Source organism: Paraburkholderia sp. 32, assembly GCF_050435345.1.
GTDB lineage: Bacteria > Pseudomonadota > Gammaproteobacteria > Burkholderiales > Burkholderiaceae > Paraburkholderia > Paraburkholderia tuberum.
On the sequence record NZ_JBNDKD010000001.1, the window covers coordinates 3,026,499 to 3,046,675 of the forward strand.

Consider the following 20,177-nt stretch of genomic DNA (forward strand, 5'->3'; position numbering starts at 1 on the left):
GATTCTGCTTTAGACCTCGCGCCACGGTGAATCTGCAAAGGTCGTTCCCTGCAATAAACCGCTATCTTTCAGACAACATGGTTCGAGGCTACCGCCAATGCAATCAGCTCCCTGACGGGCATCGAAGCGTCTGAAGTCAGTTTTGACCTGACAAACGCCTCGGCCTCGATTTGCGGCCAGTCCATCTTGATCAGCATATCTACACATCTCGAAAATTTCCTTGACGCCTCGTCCTCTCCCGCGGTCAGTGCAAGCCGGCTCCTTTCCTGATCCAGCAGCATTTTCTCCCTGATATCAGCAATCTGTTTTATCGCCGCATCCTTGTACTGATCGAGCGCGACAAGATCTTTACTGCGCAGGGCCCCCAGAAGGCCTTCGACGAGGGAAAATGGTTCCTTGACCGCTTCACGAACAAGTGCAGGCGTAATACGCGACTCTCCCGCACGATGACCAGCGTATTGGGTGTGCACCCAGGCAAGCTTCATAAAAGCTGGCGATCCAGCTCCGACTTCAATCAGCGCCTCGTTCACGGCGTCGCTGTCGAGCGGCGCCTCCGGCAAGAAATCAATCTGAGTGATCTTCTTGGCGAGACGCAACGAGGCCTTCGGCCCCGGGAAGAGGTCAAGCGGGATATACGCTCTGCTGGCAACACGCCGGAGATTGTGAATGGTTGCTTTGACCATCTCGCCAGCGTCAGGAGTTCCTACGAGCACGAAAAGACACTTGCCGTCATTAAGCAATCCGGTAATAAAATCCAGCAAATGCACCTTGTCGGCGGATTTGACGGCGAACTGGATTTCATCAATCACAATCATTCCCACCAAATGCTTGTTGATTTTATCCACCACAGCAGCGATCCAGTCTCCCGTGTTTGCGCCACTCCTCATCTCGCCGACATAATTCGTTCCCAAATGGATATCAAACCAGTGCAGAATCCCCTTCATAAGAGTGGCTACCGACCCATTAGCCGGGCAGGAAACAAAAATCCATACAACCTGCGCAAATCTAGCCGATACTCCCGAAAACTCGGTATGCTCCACTATCATTGGGAACATACTTAAAACCATCTTTACCGTCGTAGTTTTTCCCGCACCGGAGATGCCAGGTACAAAGATACAATCGGCATGCGAATCGTCCACTGGATGTATGGCACAGGTTTCTCGCTTCTGGGTTGCCTCGTATCTCCTTTGCGCCAGTTCTCTCAAGGACCTTGTGGGCACAAGCCCCCTGTACCGGTGGCGCAGGGCAATATGCAGCCAGTCGATGAGCTTGAGATGCGCCTCTGTCACAACCAGTACGTTTGAGATTCTCTCGATTGCCAAAAGCCGCAGCAGACCAGAAAGTTGCCTGGCGTTTTCCGGATAATGGACAGCAAAGCTGATACTCATCGCTTCGGCGAATACCGCCTGCTCTTCGAACGGAGGTAGAGCCAGGATCATCGGACTATGCTCATTCTCCGGCAGTTCGAGTGCCGCATCGTGGTAGCACGCCGAAACCGATGTGGCTTTTCACCCAAAAATCGGATCATCGTACGCGGCGACCGGTACGAGTTTATATGCCTCACCATCGTTCTGACCGGAGCTTGATACACCTTTTTTTGATTTTCTGACAGAATTTTCACTTTTCATCTTGAGGCGCCCATCGCAATTTAAGGATCGGAATTAAAAGTCAGATAGAATCCAAAATATCCTGCATATTTTTCGACATTCTTTCTGCAATCGATCTGTTTCCCCCACTTACCGGGTACTCCTTGCTGTCGATTTTCGGGATATCATCGCGCCGCTGCTCTTGCCGCGAACTCGCTGATTGGGGTTTTCCCATTTTTTTGACCATTTCGGAAATGTCACGCTTGGCAGACGACTTCGGCCGACGTTGCTGCCGAGGATGGCCGATACCCGCCTGTTTGAGTGCCATGGATTGTTCCCGCTTTGCTGCGCGGCTTTCCTCCGCATTGTTCAGTGCATCCATGATGCGCCTGGGCTGAAGAGCGTCATGTTCCTTGCGCGCATTGACCCGGTCCACGTGTCGATACACCGCCCATTCCATCAGTGTTCCGCCATCAGGTCGGACTTCGTTGTTCTTTGCGAGGTTTGCGTACTCCCATTTCATATCCCCTTGGATCAGTATCTGGGAAGGAGAGTCTGGATTGAACTGGATCGCCACCTTCTTTTTCGCATTTTTCCCGAGAAGATGAACATGCTTCGATTGAATATATGTCGAGGTGTAGTTCAAACCGCGCCAGCGCAGCCCCTCTTTTCTGGGCGTTGCCTCATCCACGGGCCACGTTGCGCGGCGGATCTCATCGATCGAATGCTTTCGCAAAGTGCCCGTAAGATTCTCCAGGCCATAATTCCATCGATTGAGCGGCGTATCGGCTATGCCCGCTGTCGCCATCTCGATAATTGCACCCTTCCGACCGATCGGCGTCCTGTTGTGCCTCAAGATCGCCCGAATCAGTTTCCGCGTAAATTCGCTGATCGTGTGGTTCGCATCCCATGCATAGTGCGGAGCGCCGCGTGTCGTAGCGTCTGCCTCGACCACGCCAAACGTCGCGCGCTGAAAATGAGCCGGAAGGATGCCGAACCTTCGCTCAACAAGTGCTCGCAGAGTGGGGTCGCCCGCCTTTGCGTTACTGATCGCTATGCCCAGAATTTCGTTGACTGCCTGCCAGCTCGCAGTCTTCATAAAGTCAACACCGCGATCGGCGAAGAAACGAGACTGCGGAAGATACTCACACGGCCAATCTTCCCACGCTATTTTTATGCCAAATTTCGCACAAAGCTCGTCCTTGGGCGTCGCAATGTTCTCCAGCATCAACGCAACACCTTCGAACGATGGTGGGTCGAATGTTACGTAAAACCCGACAATCATTCGACTCCACACGTCCATCGCCAGATAGACAGTAGGACGCCCGACCACTACCGTGCGATCGTACGAAAGCACCAGAAATACATCGGCTATCGTCGCATCGATCAGATACTCCTGCCCCGGCCCAACCGAATGCTGTAATGCGTGCCCCTTGATCGGGCGACCGTGTCGCGCATATTGCCGCTCGCCCATTTCCCTGCGCTTTCTTGTTGCAGGCGGCACCCGGGTCTGATAGTAATGCGTCAATTGCCGTTGGGTAATGATCCCAAACGGTGCGAGTTCCAGATCGATTATCTGGCCGGTATGATCTCGCACCTCACGGGTGCAACGACAGACATAGTTCAAGAAGTCTTTCAGATCCTCCCACGTCACCCGGGCTCGCGGTCCGCCGCGACGACCAGAGCTACTTCGGGATCTACGTATCGAGGATGCTCTGCGGTTCGACTGCTTTCTGGGCCTACGTGTCGAAGGGAAACGGGCGGCCTGGGCGTGTTTCCTGATCTTCTCCTCATCTTCCTCACTCAAGTCCAGCGTCCACGGGCCAAGCTTGCTCGTAAGATAGAGGTCAACGCACTGTTCAAAGAGCCGTTCGAGCGCATCCGTCCTGGGCGCATGCGGGTGAGGGTTTGAAGGCTTGCGTCCCGGCCTTTCCTTATATTCACGTGTGACGATCGTCGGTGTCGCGTCCTCTCCTGTCTGCCATCGTGGCGGCTGCAATCTGCGACCGCAGCGCCAAAACTCTGAGGCGACCGCAGCTTCGTCCATCCCTCTTTGCAGATAATTGCGGAATAACTCGCGGATGCGCTGAATCGTAACGCCCGAGTCATCCGCGATTTCCTGCAAAATTTGCGTCCGCCCTGCCCCTCCGCGAAGTGCCCGATACAATTTTCTTGAGTCTTTGTGCAGCGGTGTTATTCGCTTCCAGTTGACGTCACTCTGATCACTGCCGGCTGGCGTTGCTCGCAAGCCCCTTTGAAGTACGCTGTATGGGTCCCGATCCTGTTTGATCCGTTTAAGTCCGTCTGTGCCTGAATAGCCGCGCGCGCTAAGAGCACAGAAATCGGTCAGGGAGACAAATCTGAGAGTCAGTCTGGATCCGAAGATGTAGCAGAGGACCACTTCCGATGATTCGCGCTCCACATGCACAACCCGATAGATCTTTTCACTCGACTGCTCCCTGTATAACTCTCTTAGGGCCGGCAACCTCACCACGCGTTCAGCCATTTCAGGATGTACCTTTAATATAAGTAGAGGATTACATATCAATGTGCACAAACAACTAGGTTTCGCGGATCATCATGCGACCTGTCTACGCTACCTTGATGCCGCTTTCCTGGGTTTGCGTTGTACGTTCGCGCCGCCCAAAGGAAGCCTCACACGCACGTCCCGTCTCTTCTGCGACAACAGGACAGGAACGTCAAACGAGCACTCGACTATGCCCAGCGCAATCAGTTCACGCATCGCGGCTACGCAGGCTGGGCGTGCAAGACCGTTCGCGTCCGCCGCTTCATGGCACAGGGCAAGCAGCGTTGAGCCAGCCCGTCCCTTGAGTTGATTCAGAACTGCTCGTTGTGCAGATCGCTGGGCGCGTGAAATTCCGTGATTCACAATTGACTCAGCGACGTTGAAGAGACTCCCGCGATGCATCGCCTTATGACTGTTTAGACCGGAGGAATATTCAATCCGATGATCGATCCCCAGCCTGCGCCAGTATTCACCTTTAATCCGGTTCGCGTCCGAGGGCGACGTCGGAGCTTTGGGCGACGACACAACATCAATGGCGAGCCACCTATGATCTCCAGCACGACGCTTGCTGACCAACAGGCTTGTCATCAATATCGCCGGACTTCCGTCGCGAAGTTTGGGGTGTCTGACGTCTAGTAACTCGGCAAGCCACATGGTTTTCTCAACTTCGAGCACAGGGAAGTGCTCGTGAAGGTCAAGCGTAAACGGGTCCCAGTACTCGAGAAGAAAAACAGCGAGCTCCGCATCTGACGGAAGTACTATCTGTCGTCCACCACAGCGCGAGCATGCGAATCTGTGCAGGCGTCCTGCACCAGGCATATCGCGAAGAGCCCGGCCAGGAACATAGGGGTCTTCGCGGAAAAGAGTGATGAAAAATCTCCATTTTTCAGATTCGAGGCAGCATGCAAGTGAGGATCTTCAGGCGCAGATACTGCTCATCTCGCAATCCGTACGCGCGTCGTTGGATGACCCGAATCTTGTTATTGAGTCCCTCAACGAAGCCGAGCGGCACCTTGTTTTCTGGCTTGCAATAGGAAGCAATCCCCTCCCAATGACGCTCGACCATCGCGGCAAACTTCTCATAGGGCTTCAAACGCTGCCACCTCAGGCTGGATTTCCAGTTCTCGAAGAAGCGACGTGCCCAGCCTTCGCGCTCGTAGTCCCACAACTGCCCGAACGACTCCTTGAGCAGGTACGCGGTATTCAGCCGTCGGTTCGCTGCGAGAAGCGTCTTCAACGAGTTCCTGCCTTCCATCGACAGGTTTTCGCGATGACTAAGCAGAACGTACTTCTGGCCTTTGATGTAGCGCCGCTGCTCGCCTTGCAGGCGAGCGTATTCGCTCTTGCGCACTTCATCCAGGGCTTCGTTGAGCTGCTTTATGACGTGGAATTTGTCGTACAGGATGGCCGCATGCGGCACGCGTTCCTGCGCGACGTTGTAAAACGGCCGCCACATGTCCATCACGACAAGCCGGATGCCGCGGGCCTTTTTCTCGCCCAGCCAGTCATAGAACTGATGCATGCTGGCCTCCTTTCGATCTTCGCCACCGAACCAGATCGCACGGCCCCGTATCAGGTCGCTCACAACAATGCGGTACGTCTGTCCCCTGCCAATCGAAATCTCGTCGATGCCGATGACCTTCGGCCCAGGCGTGCCGAACCGCTCCAGTTGCGCCCGCATGTACTGCATCTCGAGGTCCTTGACCGTGTGCCAGTGCAATCGCAGTTCGTCGGCCACGTCCTTGATCGTGCTCTCGCGACAGCGACGACCGACGTACCACGCGAAGCGCTTCGTGTAGTGAGGGTTGTCCGCCAGAAAGCTCAGTCGTTCGCCTTTCACGCTGCCATCGCATCGACAGCGGACCCGACGAGCTTCGAGTTCCAGGTAAATCCGTACGTCGCCGTTCGGCAGATCTCGAACGCGACGCACTGTGCGATCGTGGATCGAGCACCGTCGACCACATCCCTTGCAGGCCGTTTTTTTGAGCGCCGAACCAGCGTGACTACGCGTGCCATGCGATCACCGAAGACACCGCGCAGCGCTTCGCAAGGACGGAATCCGTCGAACCGGTATGCGTCAGAAAGACGCTTGAGTTTGCGTGAAGTAGCCATCGCGAAATCATGCCCGATTTCGCGAGGCCATCAAGACGCGCGAACCCTTACCCAGATTGGCTCTCCGACGTTTTCATCATGAAAAACCATCACACTTTTCCGCGAAGATCCGAACATAGGTCGCACCATGTCCAGTACCGCGCCCTTCTTTTTGGAACAGCGCGATTCGCTGCTCCGACAGACTTTGCCTTCCCGCTGCCATGTTGCTCTCCCAAGGACAAAGGCCAAGCAAATCAAATAGGACGCCAAAATAAATAACGCTCAGTAACCCCTCGCCGACACAACGTTACCCGCTATCGGCACGCTGCATCCATCCCGGCTCCATCCCGGCGTCATCGGATAATCAGGGGATCTGCCGATTCCCGCAACGCCCACATCCATCGCACAACGTCTTGCGTAAGTGCGAATCGCCCGGCACGTCCGGGTACGGCGAACATCGGTATCCCGATTTTTCCGCGCCAGCACGCCTGCCGGAATGCGCCCACTGAGGCGTATCCCAGTACCTCTGCTAGAGCAGCCGAGCCCATCAATGGCCCGTACCGATCCGCCAGTTTGGCTTCCAGTTCGGCCCGGTCATCAGTCTTCTGTTGAGGTTCGCAATTCATCCAGACTCACCTGTGCAAGGCCGGCCGCTTATGCCATCCCCGCCGTCGACGCCATTGTCCGTAGCAGACAGCCGACAAAAAGGGGCCTGTAGCTATAGAGTAACGCCCTGAGACGCCCGATGTCACAGTCATGGCCGGTAAATGTCACTGTGCTTTGAATTACATTTTTGGGGACTTTACGAATGAACGATTCTCCGCGGTCGTCCGAGTTCCGCGGCTCCAGGAGGTGGATATTGCCGTTCGCCGAGCCAGACGTTCAGACCCAGGGGTCCCGCCTGGAACGCCTCAATGGCCTGCGTGGTATGGCGTGGGCCTACGCCGTTTGCCATTATTTGGGGAAAACGCCGTCGGCCATATCGCTCGAGTATTCAGCGGCGGAGAGCTCACTGGGACCGGCTGATGGACCAAAGCGGTCCAGCAATCTGATGCACCGCTACGTTTCTGGCAAGAGCGCCCCGGTCCGCGGTCCGCGGGGCAAGTTTGGATACGATCTGGTCGGCGCAATCAGTGCGGACCCGTGCGGCGCACTTGCCGAGCCCTCGCTCGATCTCCGGGTGTTCAAGATGCTGCATCCCGACACATCGTTAATGGAACTGCGGGCATTGATTTTCGAACTCCCGGAGGTGGTCCGTCCGGGACTCTTTGACTCCGATCCTGCCCGGGAAGACGAACACGTAGCATGGCGCCGCCACCCGCTCGATGAGTGCGTATTGCCACCGGCGATAGCATCCCAGATTTCCCGGGTCCTTCCCGGACTGTGGGATCCGCACAGGGTCGAAGCACCCCTGGTATTTGGACTGTTTGAAACACTCGTCGGACTGTGGGCCGAAGCGCGGCTCGTCTGCGACAGAACACGTATGGCGGCGCTTTTCTGGTGGATCTACCGCTGCACGGACCTCGTCCTGGCGGATGAGACGTTCCCCTACATTTTCCAGCCGTTCCTCGCCTTCCTTTCGTTTGACGGACCCGACCGCCCCTGAAATAGGACTGATTGTGCCGCCTCATTGACATTAGGCGAAACAGCCATCTCCGAGAGAGACCTTGCCACGATAACGCCGGTCCGGGGTGTCCATTTAACCGGAGTTGAGCGTAGACAGGGGCAATGGAAGGTCCCACGCCAGCACCCAATACCCTGGGTTCCTTGGGAGTTTCAGGCTTGTTCCCGACTGATGCAGGCTGCTGGACTGGAATGGCTGCGATGGCCTTGCGGCTTCGTCAGCCCGTCCTGTGGTCATCCGGGAGGACGGCGGAGGCAACGCGGATATCCGCCCAGCTTAGAGCGACCTTCCTGAGCCGCCCGCAGAGGCAAATCGCTAACTCCGGTTAAATGGACACCCCAGACGCCGGTTATCGCGGCGGGCGTCCCCCACTCCCGCCGGCCTGTAGCAGTCACTGCAGAAGGCCACCCGCCCCTTGTGCGGGCTTTTTGTTTTCCAAGCGTCGCTATGCGGAGCGACTCGGGTACCCGCCTCATCGTCGGACTCGACAGGCGGCTTTCGACCGCACCGCCGTCAGTCGAGACGCGAGAGCGCTAAATGCCAAATATCAGAGTCCGGCAGTTGCCCGGTACCGTCGCTCAATGACAAATATTCGGCCACAGCTGTCGTTCGTGTGTCGACGCGGACGTGCCTGCTTACCCACTGCAGACATTCGTGACGCAGAGGAGCGGTCCCTCGGCCATGCTGTATCCGCCTTCACCTCGTCCGCGCGCACTGGAGACCCGCGCCTTGGAGCTCAGTGTTTGAACGGCGCTGGTGGCTGGCGCACGATGATTTTTCGCGGATGTCCAGGACTCTCGCATTCCGCGATCACCGTGATCCGCAGGCGCTCGGACCATGCCCGTTCGGCGAGGGTTCTGATCTCGGTCCCGCGGCTGAAATAGCGGCGCTCGCCCTTGTCCGTCTCCAGAATGAACCCCTCGAAGTCGCCGAAGTGATCGAACATCAAGCCGCCGATCTTGCCGGTGTGGTCCACCCACCGTTCGTGGCGATGATGCTGCCGCCCGTGACCGTCATCATGGCCTCCCGTGCCCGGCTTGCCGTGGCCGTGGCTGCGATCGTCGTCGTGCCGGTGGCTGCCAATGGTTTCGATGCGCAGCGTCGCATCGCGGTCCGCGAGCGTCCAGTCCGACGGCCGAAGCCGTATCGTCGTGCCCGCTTGGAGCTTCAGGTTGTGCTTTGTGACGAGCGGCGTGTCACGGTGCGCGGTGAACACGTCGATAAAGCACGTCAGCGTCGCGCCGGCGTTGTGAAGCCACAGCTCCTTCCCGCCGTCGCTCAGGCCCGCGCTCAGAGCGTTGCCGGGCGCGAGCGAGAGGTATTTGAGGCTGAACGCTTTCTTCGCGCTGCGATCGTTGCCGCGCCACCCGGCGACAGTGAGTTCGAATTCGCGTACCGCCGCCTTGGCATCCGTCCGCAGGGTGATCGTTTGCGAGGCGCTGCCGCCGCCCGTGACGCGGATCTCGTCGAGTGCGTCGGCGGCTGTCGCGCAGACGACGTCGACCGACATGCGCGGTGCACTCAGATTCCAACGATACGGCGACGAGCGCGCGGCGGCGATGCGGTAGGTTAGCTCGTTCTCGCGGGGCAGCGGTGCAAAGAGACGGTTCTGCGTTGCGTTCGAGAGTGGCTGCGACCGTGGCGCAAATTGGCGCAATCCGGGCTGCGGCCAGCGCATCGCCGGAGCGGGCCTCCGGATGCAGTAGATCTCATACGGCGGCACCGCTTCGTCCCGCAGGCGGTTCACCATGGCGGTGTGACAGGTCGGCACGAATCCCATGTCGGGAATGCGGGTGTGCGGGTCGCGGTTGATCTCGCGCTGCGGACGCCTGGCAGACACGCTCGTGCGCAGCTCCTCGCGCGCGGCGGGGGCGAAGTACGTGCGGCCGACGTCATCCGTAATCTGCTGCGTCTCGCCGTCGCCGCTGAAAATGACGACCATGAGCCCTTGCAGGAGTCCAAGGATGAAGTCGCCGACCATCGCCGGTTCATAGTTCAGCAGGCTGTACGGTGCGCAGAAGATGCGGCCGTCCGAACCCTTCGAGCCGCTCCAGTTGCCGCCGCCGCCCGTGAACGTCCAGGTGTTCGCGAACGGTGAGATCCGGATCTCGCAGTCGACATCGTCGTCGGGCTTGCGGTCGGGCGTCGCGTTCGGGTTCGCAACCCGAATGATCCACGCCTGACTCGCGAGCGGCTGCGAATTGATGGCCTCGTCCGACGCCTCGATCGGCGGTGCGCCGTCGAAGCTCACGAGCCACTGGTAGGGCACGACGACGTGCCCATCCTGCGAGAGGGCGCTCGGGGAGAGCATGATCATCGGCCAGTTGCCGCTCGCGTACGCATCGCGGCTGGACTTGAAGGCGAGCACGGCATCCTGGATATCGTTCTCGATCTCCATTCCGATGAACCAGTTGATGAAGTCGGCGCCGACTTGATAGCCCATCTTGACGTTCACGCGGTCGATGACGGCCGTGTCGTTCGCGTTCGCCGGATCGGGGTTGACTCCGAGCGCGTCGTGACTATACGTGTTGTCGGGGCTGCTGTAGATCGGCTCGACGAACGGCGCGCGGTAGTCGCGCGCGTAGATCGATTCGAGGCACATGCCGAAGCAGTTGCCGCCCGCGGCGATGCCGCGGTACACAAGCTGAAAGAATGCGCGCTCCCACAGATGCCAGTTCCAGGGCAGCACGTTGAAGCCCAGGTCGCCTTCGCCGACATTGGTGAAGGTCTGGCTGAACTGCGTCCAGGTCATGGCGTGGGTCGTCCAGTTATGGAACGGCCAAAACAGATTCGTGCGGAAGTGCGCCGGGTCGCTCGCGAAAATCTGCGGCTGCGGCATGGACTTCATGTTGACGTGGAAGGCGCCGTTGGCGTAAAGCGGCGAGTCGGCCGTACCCCACAGACTGTCGATATCGAAGTGGGCGGTGACCGTGCCGTCCTCGTCGTCGCTGCCGATCGTCACCTCATGGATGCATAGCATCCAGACGTCGATCGTGTAGTCGCTCGTGAGGCCGTTTGCAGCGAGCAGCGTGATGGGCGGATCGAATTGCACGTTGCCGTTGCCGTACTCGTCACCGGCCGGCATGCGGACGCGGACCTTCTGCCCGCGCGAATCGTCGAGGTGCACCTGCACGTTGAAGTCGTCGTGGCTCGAATCTTGGTAGCTGTAGAGCTGCAGCTGCAGGCTGTTGCCGACGGTGAACGCGCCCGCGTACGTTCCGCCGCCGTGCCAGACGATGAGGCCGTTTTGGAACGCGTTGTAGCGTCCGCCACCCGGCGTATCGGTCTCGTTCGTCTTCGGCAAGCCGAGCGCGCCTGCGGGGCCGCCGCTCGCGAGATATTTCTTGAGGATCTCGCCGTGACACTCGAACCCGCCGGTCGCGCCGCTCCAGAACATCGTCGCGTTCTCGAACGTGTTGCTCCGGCCGATCTCGGTCGCGCCGTTCATCACGCCCACTTCGTCGGTCGTCGGATAGCCGAGGAAGCTTTTCGGGCCGCCCAGTGCATCCCACGCATCGCGGATCGCGCCGTGCACTTCCCACGCGCCGGTCGCGCCTTTCCAGTAGATGTCGCCGCCGGCGAAGCGGGAGCGGCGGCCGTTCGGCACGGCTTCTTCGTCCGAGAGCGGCAGTCCTACGACCGGCACGCGAATCGCGCCCGCGGCGATATTGCCAAGGTTCGCGTAGTGGCCGTAGATCGAACCGTACACGACGAAGGCCGCGCCGCTCGCGCGCACGACGATGATGCCGCGCGTGAAGATCGCGGCTTGACCACCGGGCTCGATCGTCGGAAACGTGTCGCCAGTCGGATAGCCGAGATAGTCGCGAATGTTTTCGCCGTTCGCGCCCTGACCTTGCGCGACTTCGGGGGCATTCAGCTTCGCGAAGACCGGCTGTGCGAGCCACACGGCGCCGAAATCGGGCGAATAGACGATGGCGCCATTCGCGAAGGTCTGGAATGCGCCGAGCGTGTCCGGCATCGTCTGCGCGTTCGCGAGCACGGCACCGGAAAAGGCGAGCGCACCGAGTTCCCGCCACTTCTCGCCGATCGGTGTGCCCTCATCAACCGTGAGCAGCGTGCCGTGCAGCGCGACCTCGGCCGCTTTGCCCCAGGTGTCGCCGTGAATTGCGAGCGTCGCCGCCACATCGCCCGGCGTGACGGCCGACGTCGGCACCGCGAGCTCGACGCGCACGTCGACCTCCTGGCCCTTGTGCACGTGCAGCGGCGTCTTGCCGTCGGAATGGCCGGTCTCGGTATATACCTTTTGTTTCGGCGGAGGCCCGACATGCCCGGGCGGAAGCTCGCTCGGCGGAACGTCGATGAGCGCAACGTTGTACGCCGTGACCGAGGCGATCGAGAACAGCGTCGACGCCGGCGCGATCGATGCGGTGACGATTGCATCGGCCGGAACGCTTTCGTTCTGCGCGTCGCGCGCGACCGAATCGCCGTAACTCGCAACTCCGAATTCGAGCGGTCCGCCAAAAGACACTGTCGCCATCACTGCACCCCCGTTTTTCCAGGGTTGGGCCAGTCTACGCCCGCATGGGCAGGCGGACAAAAATGTCTGCTTCAAGCAAAAATTTAGGTTGCGCAGTATCAGGGCAACGGTATAAGAAGCTAGCAAGGCAGGCGCTGACCGTCCATGTTCCAAAACTTCGGCGGCGGCTACAGCATGGATCTTGTCGTCGGTTTTCACGATGGTCGGCGCGCCGACGGGTACAAATAAAGCTCATCGTGCTTGAAAAACGCTCTGGCGCGCTCACAAACGGACGACGAAGACCGTTTATGGTCGACTGTTGCCTGCTGGCGTTCAAGGCTGGATTGCGTAGACGCCGAGGATCTGCATCAGAGTCTTCGCATTACGCTGTCCCTAGTCCTCGTATTTGTTGTTCTCTACACCGACACCTGTTATCGGCGAAAGCGGACGACAACAGACGACCCGCTGCAGTCTTACGGGGTGCCCAGCAACCATTGGCGGCTGTCCGAGGTACATCGGTCGGCGCCTCAGCAGCCTCAAGCCGTTCAGGTAGCGGAGATTGCTTTGAGCCAGTTGAAAGTAAGCATGCCGCAATTGGGATATTCGCGACAATCGACCTGCTGAGAACACGTTATCGCCGACGTCGTTGCGCGCTAGCGGGTGGATAGATAGGCTTCACGAACACGGGGGTGCGGCGATCAACAGCATCCAGTTCACCAGCGCCTCCCGTGTTATCTCGAAACATAGAGAGCGCAGGCGGGAATGGTGTGCTGTGTCTGGGTCAGTCACAATGTCCAAGTGTCGCTGCGCCGAAAATTCGCCAAGATCGAACTTGCCCGCATGGAAGTGAGACGACCTGATGTCGCTGTGCAGGTAATCCAATACCTTCGGGTCCGCCGCAGCTTTGGGTGAATACTTTCGCATGAATTCACTAAAGCCATTGCAGCCCGCCTCTGTTTGCTGCAGGGCGTCGATAGCGGCAACACGATAAGCTAGTGCAGCAGAGGGAAAGCGTTGAAGTAGTGACAGACCGATTTGATACAACCTTGCTGCACCATCGAACGCGTTTTTCACCGGTTCTGCCAAATCATCAAGCCCTCTCAGAACTCTTCTGGCCTCGGGAGGCATTTTCAGCGTTCCTGTGGTGCGGCCGTACGTTGCGATTGGTGATCCCCTGGCGCCCGCGCCAAACATGCTTCCCTTGCGTGGCATGATGGTTAGTCGTACGGGTATATCGTAAACGCCACGCTGAAGCCTTTCACTGCGCGATACCTCGGGACGGTAAACCCAGACTTGCTCAGCGGCATGCAGCTCATATAGATCGACATCCAACAAGAGCGAAAAGCGAGCCGCCCAACGCCGGGAGAACTCAGAGGCCAAGTAGAGAGCATCTAGTTCGTCAATCGAATCAACCACGAAGTCCAAGGCAACGACGCGCTCAGAATTGATCGAGACGGGAGAGGGGTCGTCCAACATGGCGGGAGCCAGCCGCACATCGCGAAACCAGTATTCGCCATCCAGTTGAGGACCGATGTAATACAAGAGTTGGCGCCTGACCGTGCGCGTGCGGCGCTCATTGAATGCAGAACGGAAAGCCGAATTCACAACATCCTGAGCAGCGTTTTCCCAGTCCACCGCTGGGCCATCGATGCCCTCGCCTACCGGGGATACATCAACGCTAAGCAGCTCTCCGGTCGAGGATGTGTCGAACACCCATTGCAGTTCGATCTGGCCGAAGTCTTCGCCGAATACGGTATGTACCCTAGCCTTGAATGATCCGTCTGCCGTGATTTCGAGCGCCGCTTGGCAACGCACCGCTCGCTTGGCAAACTCGCTGTTCAGGTATGCGAGAAAAAGTCGCTGCTTCGGCCCTTTAGCGATTGACAGCGAATGTTTCATACCCTTCCACGTTTGGAATACCGCGACCAAAGGATATCACCTGGCAGAACTCAGCTACGAACTGCGTCCATGCGTGAAGGTCCGATACGAACGTGCGGCTGACGTCCGAGCGTCCTCGCGAAAGCGCCGGTCAACTGCAAAGTTAGTTGAACCCGGAAGTCGAAGGCTGGTCGCCAGTCCGCTGCGGGCCCTAAGCCTCTGATTTCCGAAGTCGACCCTGACCGGTCGGTCGAGCCAGTTCCTCGCCATCGGCCGCCTCCAAAAGCACAGCGGCCGTTCACACGGCCACCTCGAATCGGCAAGGTCAAGTCCGTATTGCGTCGCAGAGCGAAGCAGCCGAGGTGACGGTCGCCTGTTTGGGGAATACCCGGTTCAGAAGCATATCGTGCGCCTCTCGGTCGGGATCGGCGCAGCAATCGCCCGCTACGACGATCTGGTAATCGAGGTCAAATGCTTGACGAAGGGTCGAAAGGACAACACCACTGGTATGTACACCTGCGACCACAAGGGTTTCAATCGCTTGCGATTGCAAAATGGTCTGGAGATCGGTTCCGCTGAAAGCCCCGATACGATGTTTGATAACAACTGCCTCACCTTCGACCGGAGCAACGGCGGGGTGGATTTGCGCCCCCGGACTGCTAGCTTGGCAAAGCCCATTTTTGGCAATGAAAGAAAATATCGAGTTGCGCGGGCTGACTTCGGGATAGCCAGGACGAAAAGAAACAACGACATAAATGACCAGCATGCCAGCAGACCGCGCGGCAGCGAGCAATTTCGGCATAAGCGACAGGACCTCACTGGAATCGGTGGGCGCCATGAACTTTCCAAGGGTGTCTATCTGGTAATCCATCACCAGCAGGGCAGATTTGCTGGGGTCGACAAGAAGGGGGTTGGTCATGTTTTCTCCGGCAGTAAAAGCTTGGATGGACGGGGAACTTGACTAGCAAACAGGGGCCAGATAACGTTATTTGAGTCTATACTCAAATAACGTTATCTGGCCGACAGTGGCCCGAACTGGCAAACTTCAGGCATGTCTTCACGCCCCGAGAAAAAAACTCACCGATCTGCCGACGCGCGTTCAAACCTTGATCGCCCAGCACTCGCGCCCCAGCGCAGCGTCGGCCGAGAGCGCGTTGCAGCAGTTATGGCAGCCGCATCCAGGGTAATCCAGGAGCGCGGCTACGAAGCCGCAACGATGGCCGAGATAGCGGAACGCGCCGACACGAAAGTAGGTTCGCTCTATCGTTTCTTCCCGAACAAGGAGCTTCTCGCCGACGCGTTGATGCAGCGCTACGACGAACTGCGCGAAGCACAGTGTGCAGAAATCGATGCACGCGCCAGCGTCATGCCGCTCCACGAACTGGCAGATCGGCTGGTGAACTCCATCGCGGAGATTTATGACGAAACCAGGGCGCTGGTCGCCTTGCTGGACGCTCGTTCGGAATGGGCAGGCAAGCGCCTTGAATATCGCAAGAAAACGCTCAAACGTATCGCCCATACCCTACAACTCAGGGCGCCTACCCTGCCGGAAGACAGTGCCGGGGATATCGCTGTCGTCTTGCTCAACAATATGAAGACGATTGCCGCCATGACGCTGGACCAATCTGCCCCGTCGAGCCCCGGCGGCCCTGACGAGTTGCGCTTAATGAACCGGCTTTTCCTTGCTCACAAGCTCGCCCCTTATGAGAGAACTTGAATGAAGGCGGGTGTCCATCGCTTTATCGCAACGGTTACATTGCGGCGGCTACAACTGCATGCCGCCTAGCTACCGTTCGTTATATTGGCCAATGCGGGCGACACGCGTTGTCACCGGTCGAGAGGCAGTTTATTGCGTGAAGCGGTCGCCCAAATGACCGATCGCGAGTGTGGGCGAACGACGCTTCATGGCCGATCACTGTCTCACGCAATCGGCATACGCAGTCCCCGTGCTTTCTCAACTCGTCGCGTAGTTTAACGAAGTTATAGACTTCGCCGCTGTAAGTCAGGCATGCAATCGATTTGCCTTCTTCAGCGGCTTGCATCGGTTGCGCCCCGCCTTCCAGATCGATGACGGAAAGCCTGCGGTGACCGAGTGCTGCATGGCGGTCGATCCAGATACCTTGTGCGTCGGGGCCACGCAGTGCCATCGTTCGTGTCATTGCCTCAATGATCGGTTTTTGCTCGTTCAGGTCGCGTTCGTAATCTACCCAGCCAGCGATTCCACACATTGTGCATCTCCCTTGCAATCTGAAAGACATGCAACAGGCCGATCGTCATCTAGCTATCTGAAATCAAACGGATCCAGACGAAGCGGTTGCATTGCTTCCTCGGATAACACCTCACAAGATAGAAAATTCCGCGGTATTTGGCGGATAGGTAGATGTCTGGTTCTGTTGACGATGTTGTGACACTCTGCTGGAGACAGAGCATTTGCAAAAGCGGCCAGAAGCGGTCATGCGCCTCCTGTTTCTTGACGGTCTTCCGGCGCACTCAGTCTTCCTTTGTTGTAGACGGCTCCCTGAAAACAGCATCGCGCCCTTCTCCCGCGGCACGGAATAAAGGCACTGCTACGGCTGTTTTCTAGCTAAGTCCGCTGAGTCGCGGACTGTCCCGCTCACAAGAATTCATCGTGGTGCACGTTACGCCGAGCAGGTGCTTTACTTCCAATTACCGTCGCAGGAGCTACGATGCCGAATCGTTTTTCAGGTGAACGCGCAGTTGTCATTGGCGCAGGAATGGGCGGACTGCCCGCAGCACAGGCGCTTGCCGACTACTTCAGGGAAGTCGTCGTGCTCGAACGGGATGCGCTTCCGTCCGACTCGACGCCTCGGCCTGGCGTGCCGCAGGGCAAGCACCCGCATGGGCTGCTTGCCGGCGGCTTCAAGGCACTGTGCGACCTGTTTCCGGGTTTTTCATCCACACTCGTGCAGGCAGGCGCCCACTCGGTCGACTCGGGTCTCGAGGTATACCTTGAGTATCCAGGACAGGATCCGTTTCCGGCTCGCAGTCTCGGTGTAGCAACCTTTACGATGACGCGTCCGCTGCTCGAGCTTGCCGTGCGTCGTCGTGTGCATGAACGCCCGAACGTCGTCTTTCGCGACGGGTGTCGCGTCGTCGCCATCGGCGCCACGCCTGACGGCAATTCGGTCGCTTCGGTTTCGTACAAGACCCGCGGGGGCAAGCTGGAGATATTGCCGGCCGACCTCGTCGTCGATGCGTCCGGACGCGGCAAGCCTACGCTGGACTTACTTGAGGCTACCGGCCGACCCATGCCTGAGGAGACGGTCATCGGCGTCGACTTCGGTTACTCGACCGCGGTCTATACGATTGCGCCCGATGCGACTCCCGACATGAAGGTCATGTACACCATGCCCAAGGCGCCGGAAGAAAGCCGTATGGGTATCGTGCTTCTGCGTGAAGACGGCAAGTGGTTCGCGGCACTCGGAGGACGAGGCACAGACACGCCGCCCGCCGACGGCGACGCATTCGCCGACTACGCCGCAAGCCTGCCGACTGCCACCGTGTATCACGCGATCAAAAACGCCACCCTGCACGGCCACATCGAACAGTTTGCGTTCCCTGAAAGTCGGCGACGTCACTTCGACAGCTCCAACGACTTTCCTCGCGGACTGATCCCGATCGCCGATTCAGTGTGCCGTTTCAATCCGGTCTATGGACAGGGAATGAGCGCCGCCGCGCAGGAAGCTGTCGTGTTGCGAAATCTGCTCGCGGCGCACGCCGGCGATGCCGATCCGCTTGCCACACTCAGCAGTGAGTTCCTGTTAGCGATCGAGTCGATTGTCGAGAACCCGTGGACGCTGGCTGCGTTGCCGGATCTGGCCTATCCCGACGCGCGGGGCAAACGCCCGGCCGATTTGGAGAAATCCATTGAGCACCATATTGCGGTCACCCAGGCGGCGCACCAGGATCCTGATATTCATAAACTGCTTATCGAGGTGTTGAACCTGTTGAAGCCGGTCAGCGCGTTAAAGGCGCCGGAGGTCATGCGCAAGGTGACGAGTGAAGAGGTCAAAGCGTGTGTAGGGCCACACGGCGCGCGGCGCAGCGAGCCTTCCGCCTCAGGCGCAAACCCAGGCTACGCAGATGCAAGCTAATCAGATGTCCATAGCGAAGGTCGCAGACGGGTTGCGTCCCGCCGCAGTGCCATACGTCAACCCAATTCTGACAGGAGCGCGTTCATGACCGAAGACATGCCGGACTTCAACTCATTGGCGAACCCGTATGAGCGGTTTGCTGAACCACTGACCAGCCGTTTTTGCGAGCGGGCAGCGGTTTTATCTGGCGTAGGCAGTAACGAGCAGGTGATCGACGTGGCGACCGGTACGGGCGCACTTGCGCTGATTGTAGCGGCTATGGGGGCCCGGGTTCTTGCCACCGATATCGCGCCTGCCATGGTAGCGCGGACCAGCGAACGATTACGTCCGTTCCCGGAATGTGAGGCGCGAGTGATGGACGGCGCTTCACTCGACGCCGGTGACGCGAGTTTCGACGCGGCGTTTTCGATCTTTGGCGTGATGTTGTTTGCGTCGTGGCGGGCGGGTTTGGCTGAGATGGTGCGCGTCGTGCGGGCCAATGGGCGGGTCGTTGTGGCAGCCTGGCCAAGCCGGGTTGGCGCCACGCCGATGGTGATTCTGGATGGCGTGTTCAGCCGCGTCTTCCCCGGCCGATCGCTGTGGGGCGAAAATGGCCTGAATGAGTGGTCGCAAACGAGCTTGCGAGGCGCCGTGATTGAAAGTGGCTGCTCCGACGTCACCGTGACGGTTTGCGAGACGATCCAAAGTGCTGCTTCGGTCGACGCCTTGTTGGAGGAATTCGGCCCATTATTTCACTTCGCGCCGAACTATGCGGCCTTGACAGACGAGCAACACGCGCGGCTCCAACCCGCTCTGAAAGCGGCTTTCCAGGCGTATGCAGAGTCGGACGGCTCAATCAACCTGCCTTCATCGGCGCTCATCGCAGTCGGGCGCAAGTCGAAATGAGGTGATGCCTGTGCGGACAAACTGCTCGACCTGCTCTTGTCGCAGATGGCTGCACAGACCAAACATTGGATATTGGCTGGAAACTTTGTTCCCGGGTCGTGGCGGGTGTCGGGCGCGAGCGCGCTGACTGCCGACAGCTACGGAGCCTTGCCGCCTTGGTGACTTATCCCGGTCGCCGCCTGATCGGGAGTGCCTCTTCTGGCCTGAGGGAGGCGCTGTATCGCTTGCTTACACCAAACTATCGTGTAGTGCCTGAAGCCGAACTAGTGCCATGAGTTGGAAATTCGCATACGACACTTTGGCCAGCCATTCGTAGCCCCTAACAAAACGGGGAGCTAGCTGCATCAACGAGATGCGAAGTTGAAGGAGCGGTCGATGAGTACGATAAAGAGCTCTTTACGTCTGCTGGTCGAAAAATGGCTTGGGCCGACTGCGGCCATGTCGGCCCGGGTGACCCGGTTCGGCCGCATGAACTCAAATCAGCGGCGCTATGTATGTGTGGAGGCATTGCGGCCAGCAGGCACATTGGCAATCTATTTCTTCCTCCACGATGACGGTGTGTGGTGCGTGTTTCCACCTGCGGTCGAACGTCCTGCGATGAGCGTTCATGATTTGCAGCGGGATTGCGGCTCGCTGCTTGTTTAGCGAATTTATAACTCATGACATTAGCAATCTATTGCTGCACAAAGATGCAAGACCCCAAACCGTTCACTCCGCATAGTGGACGTGCATTTTGGGGAACGTGAGTAATCCGTTGCGACAGCAGAAATGCCGATGGTTTGCATCGCGACCACATCCGGTCTTGCGAAATGAGCTCCGGCATGCTCCACGAGGTCGCTAAATATTGGGGCCGTCGACTCGCTGGATCGAGCGCGGTGATTGTCAACGGTTCACAGCAACGAGTCGAACGTCCGGAGTTGGCCGCACGCGGTCCAATGATGCCCCCAGGGGAAAGCGGTAACATTGAAAGAAACCGGACGGCCTCGGCACGGGG

At 58.5% G+C, this 20,177-nt stretch carries 14 protein-coding genes; 5 read left to right on the forward strand and 9 right to left on the reverse strand.

All coding sequences use genetic code 11. The features are described 5' to 3' along the window. Nucleotides 1-68 precede the first annotated feature (68 nt). The 5 genes from OKW26_RS13955 to OKW26_RS13975 form a co-directional block, all read right to left on the reverse strand. Complete coding sequence (locus OKW26_RS13955) at nt 69-1,439, reverse strand: ATP-binding protein (RefSeq protein WP_429353971.1); 1,371 nt, start codon at nt 1,437-1,439, stop codon at nt 69-71. A 229-nt stretch (nt 1,440-1,668) separates the two neighbouring features. After that, nucleotides 1,669-4,092 carry a hypothetical protein gene (locus OKW26_RS13960; protein WP_429353972.1) on the reverse strand — a complete coding sequence of 808 codons (2,424 nt, stop codon included), beginning with the start codon at nt 4,090-4,092 and terminating at the stop codon, nt 1,669-1,671. 90 nt (nt 4,093-4,182) lie between these two features. Then, nucleotides 4,183-4,788, reverse strand: coding sequence for a hypothetical protein (locus OKW26_RS13965; RefSeq protein WP_429353973.1), 606 nt, complete (start codon nt 4,786-4,788; stop codon nt 4,183-4,185). A gap of 211 nt (nt 4,789-4,999) precedes the next feature. After that, nucleotides 5,000-6,043, reverse strand: coding sequence for an ISL3 family transposase (locus OKW26_RS13970; RefSeq protein WP_429353405.1), 1,044 nt, complete (start codon nt 6,041-6,043; stop codon nt 5,000-5,002). Then, entirely contained in the window at nt 5,950-6,225 is a 276-nt protein-coding gene (locus OKW26_RS13975; protein ID WP_429354256.1) for a hypothetical protein, read from the reverse strand. Before OKW26_RS13975 ends, OKW26_RS13970 begins: the two co-directional genes overlap by 94 nt. A gap of 787 nt (nt 6,226-7,012) precedes the next feature. On the opposite strand from OKW26_RS13975, the gene OKW26_RS13980 reads away from it, so the two are divergent. Continuing rightward, a complete protein-coding gene (locus tag OKW26_RS13980) occupies nt 7,013-7,810 on the forward strand; it encodes a hypothetical protein (protein WP_429353974.1) in 798 nt (265 codons plus the stop codon). 754 nt (nt 7,811-8,564) lie between these two features. On the opposite strand, the gene OKW26_RS13985 is transcribed toward OKW26_RS13980, so the two are convergent. From OKW26_RS13985 to OKW26_RS13995, 3 genes are all read right to left on the reverse strand, one after another. After that, entirely contained in the window at nt 8,565-12,326 is a 3,762-nt protein-coding gene (locus OKW26_RS13985) for an LGFP repeat-containing protein (RefSeq protein WP_429353975.1), read from the reverse strand. A gap of 654 nt (nt 12,327-12,980) precedes the next feature. Next, nucleotides 12,981-14,204, reverse strand: coding sequence for a hypothetical protein (locus OKW26_RS13990; RefSeq protein WP_429353976.1), 1,224 nt, complete (start codon nt 14,202-14,204; stop codon nt 12,981-12,983). Between the two features lie 304 nt (nt 14,205-14,508). Continuing rightward, nucleotides 14,509-15,102, reverse strand: a complete 594-nt coding sequence (locus OKW26_RS13995; protein ID WP_429353977.1) for a cysteine hydrolase family protein — start codon at nt 15,100-15,102, stop codon at nt 14,509-14,511. A 246-nt stretch (nt 15,103-15,348) separates the two neighbouring features. Between OKW26_RS13995 and OKW26_RS14000 the strand changes: the two genes are divergently transcribed. Continuing rightward, nucleotides 15,349-15,900, forward strand: coding sequence for a TetR/AcrR family transcriptional regulator (locus tag OKW26_RS14000; protein WP_429353978.1), 552 nt, complete (start codon nt 15,349-15,351; stop codon nt 15,898-15,900). Nucleotides 15,901-15,979: 79 nt separating this feature from the next. On the opposite strand, the gene OKW26_RS14005 is transcribed toward OKW26_RS14000, so the two are convergent. Further along, entirely contained in the window at nt 15,980-16,411 is a 432-nt protein-coding gene (locus tag OKW26_RS14005; protein ID WP_429353979.1) for a hypothetical protein, read from the reverse strand. 459 nt (nt 16,412-16,870) lie between these two features. Between OKW26_RS14005 and OKW26_RS14010 the strand changes: the two genes are divergently transcribed. From OKW26_RS14010 to OKW26_RS14020, 3 genes are all read left to right on the forward strand, one after another. Continuing rightward, nucleotides 16,871-18,298 carry an FAD-dependent oxidoreductase gene (locus OKW26_RS14010; RefSeq protein WP_187614455.1) on the forward strand — a complete coding sequence of 476 codons (1,428 nt, stop codon included), beginning with the start codon at nt 16,871-16,873 and terminating at the stop codon, nt 18,296-18,298. An 84-nt stretch (nt 18,299-18,382) separates the two neighbouring features. Further along, nucleotides 18,383-19,183 carry a class I SAM-dependent methyltransferase gene (locus OKW26_RS14015; protein ID WP_184062650.1) on the forward strand — a complete coding sequence of 267 codons (801 nt, stop codon included), beginning with the start codon at nt 18,383-18,385 and terminating at the stop codon, nt 19,181-19,183. Nucleotides 19,184-19,558: 375 nt separating this feature from the next. Beyond that, the gene (locus tag OKW26_RS14020; RefSeq protein ID WP_184062652.1) at nt 19,559-19,828 is read left to right on the forward strand and encodes a hypothetical protein; all 270 of its coding nucleotides are present in this window, start codon (nt 19,559-19,561) and stop codon (nt 19,826-19,828) included. Nucleotides 19,829-20,177: the final 349 nt, after the last annotated feature.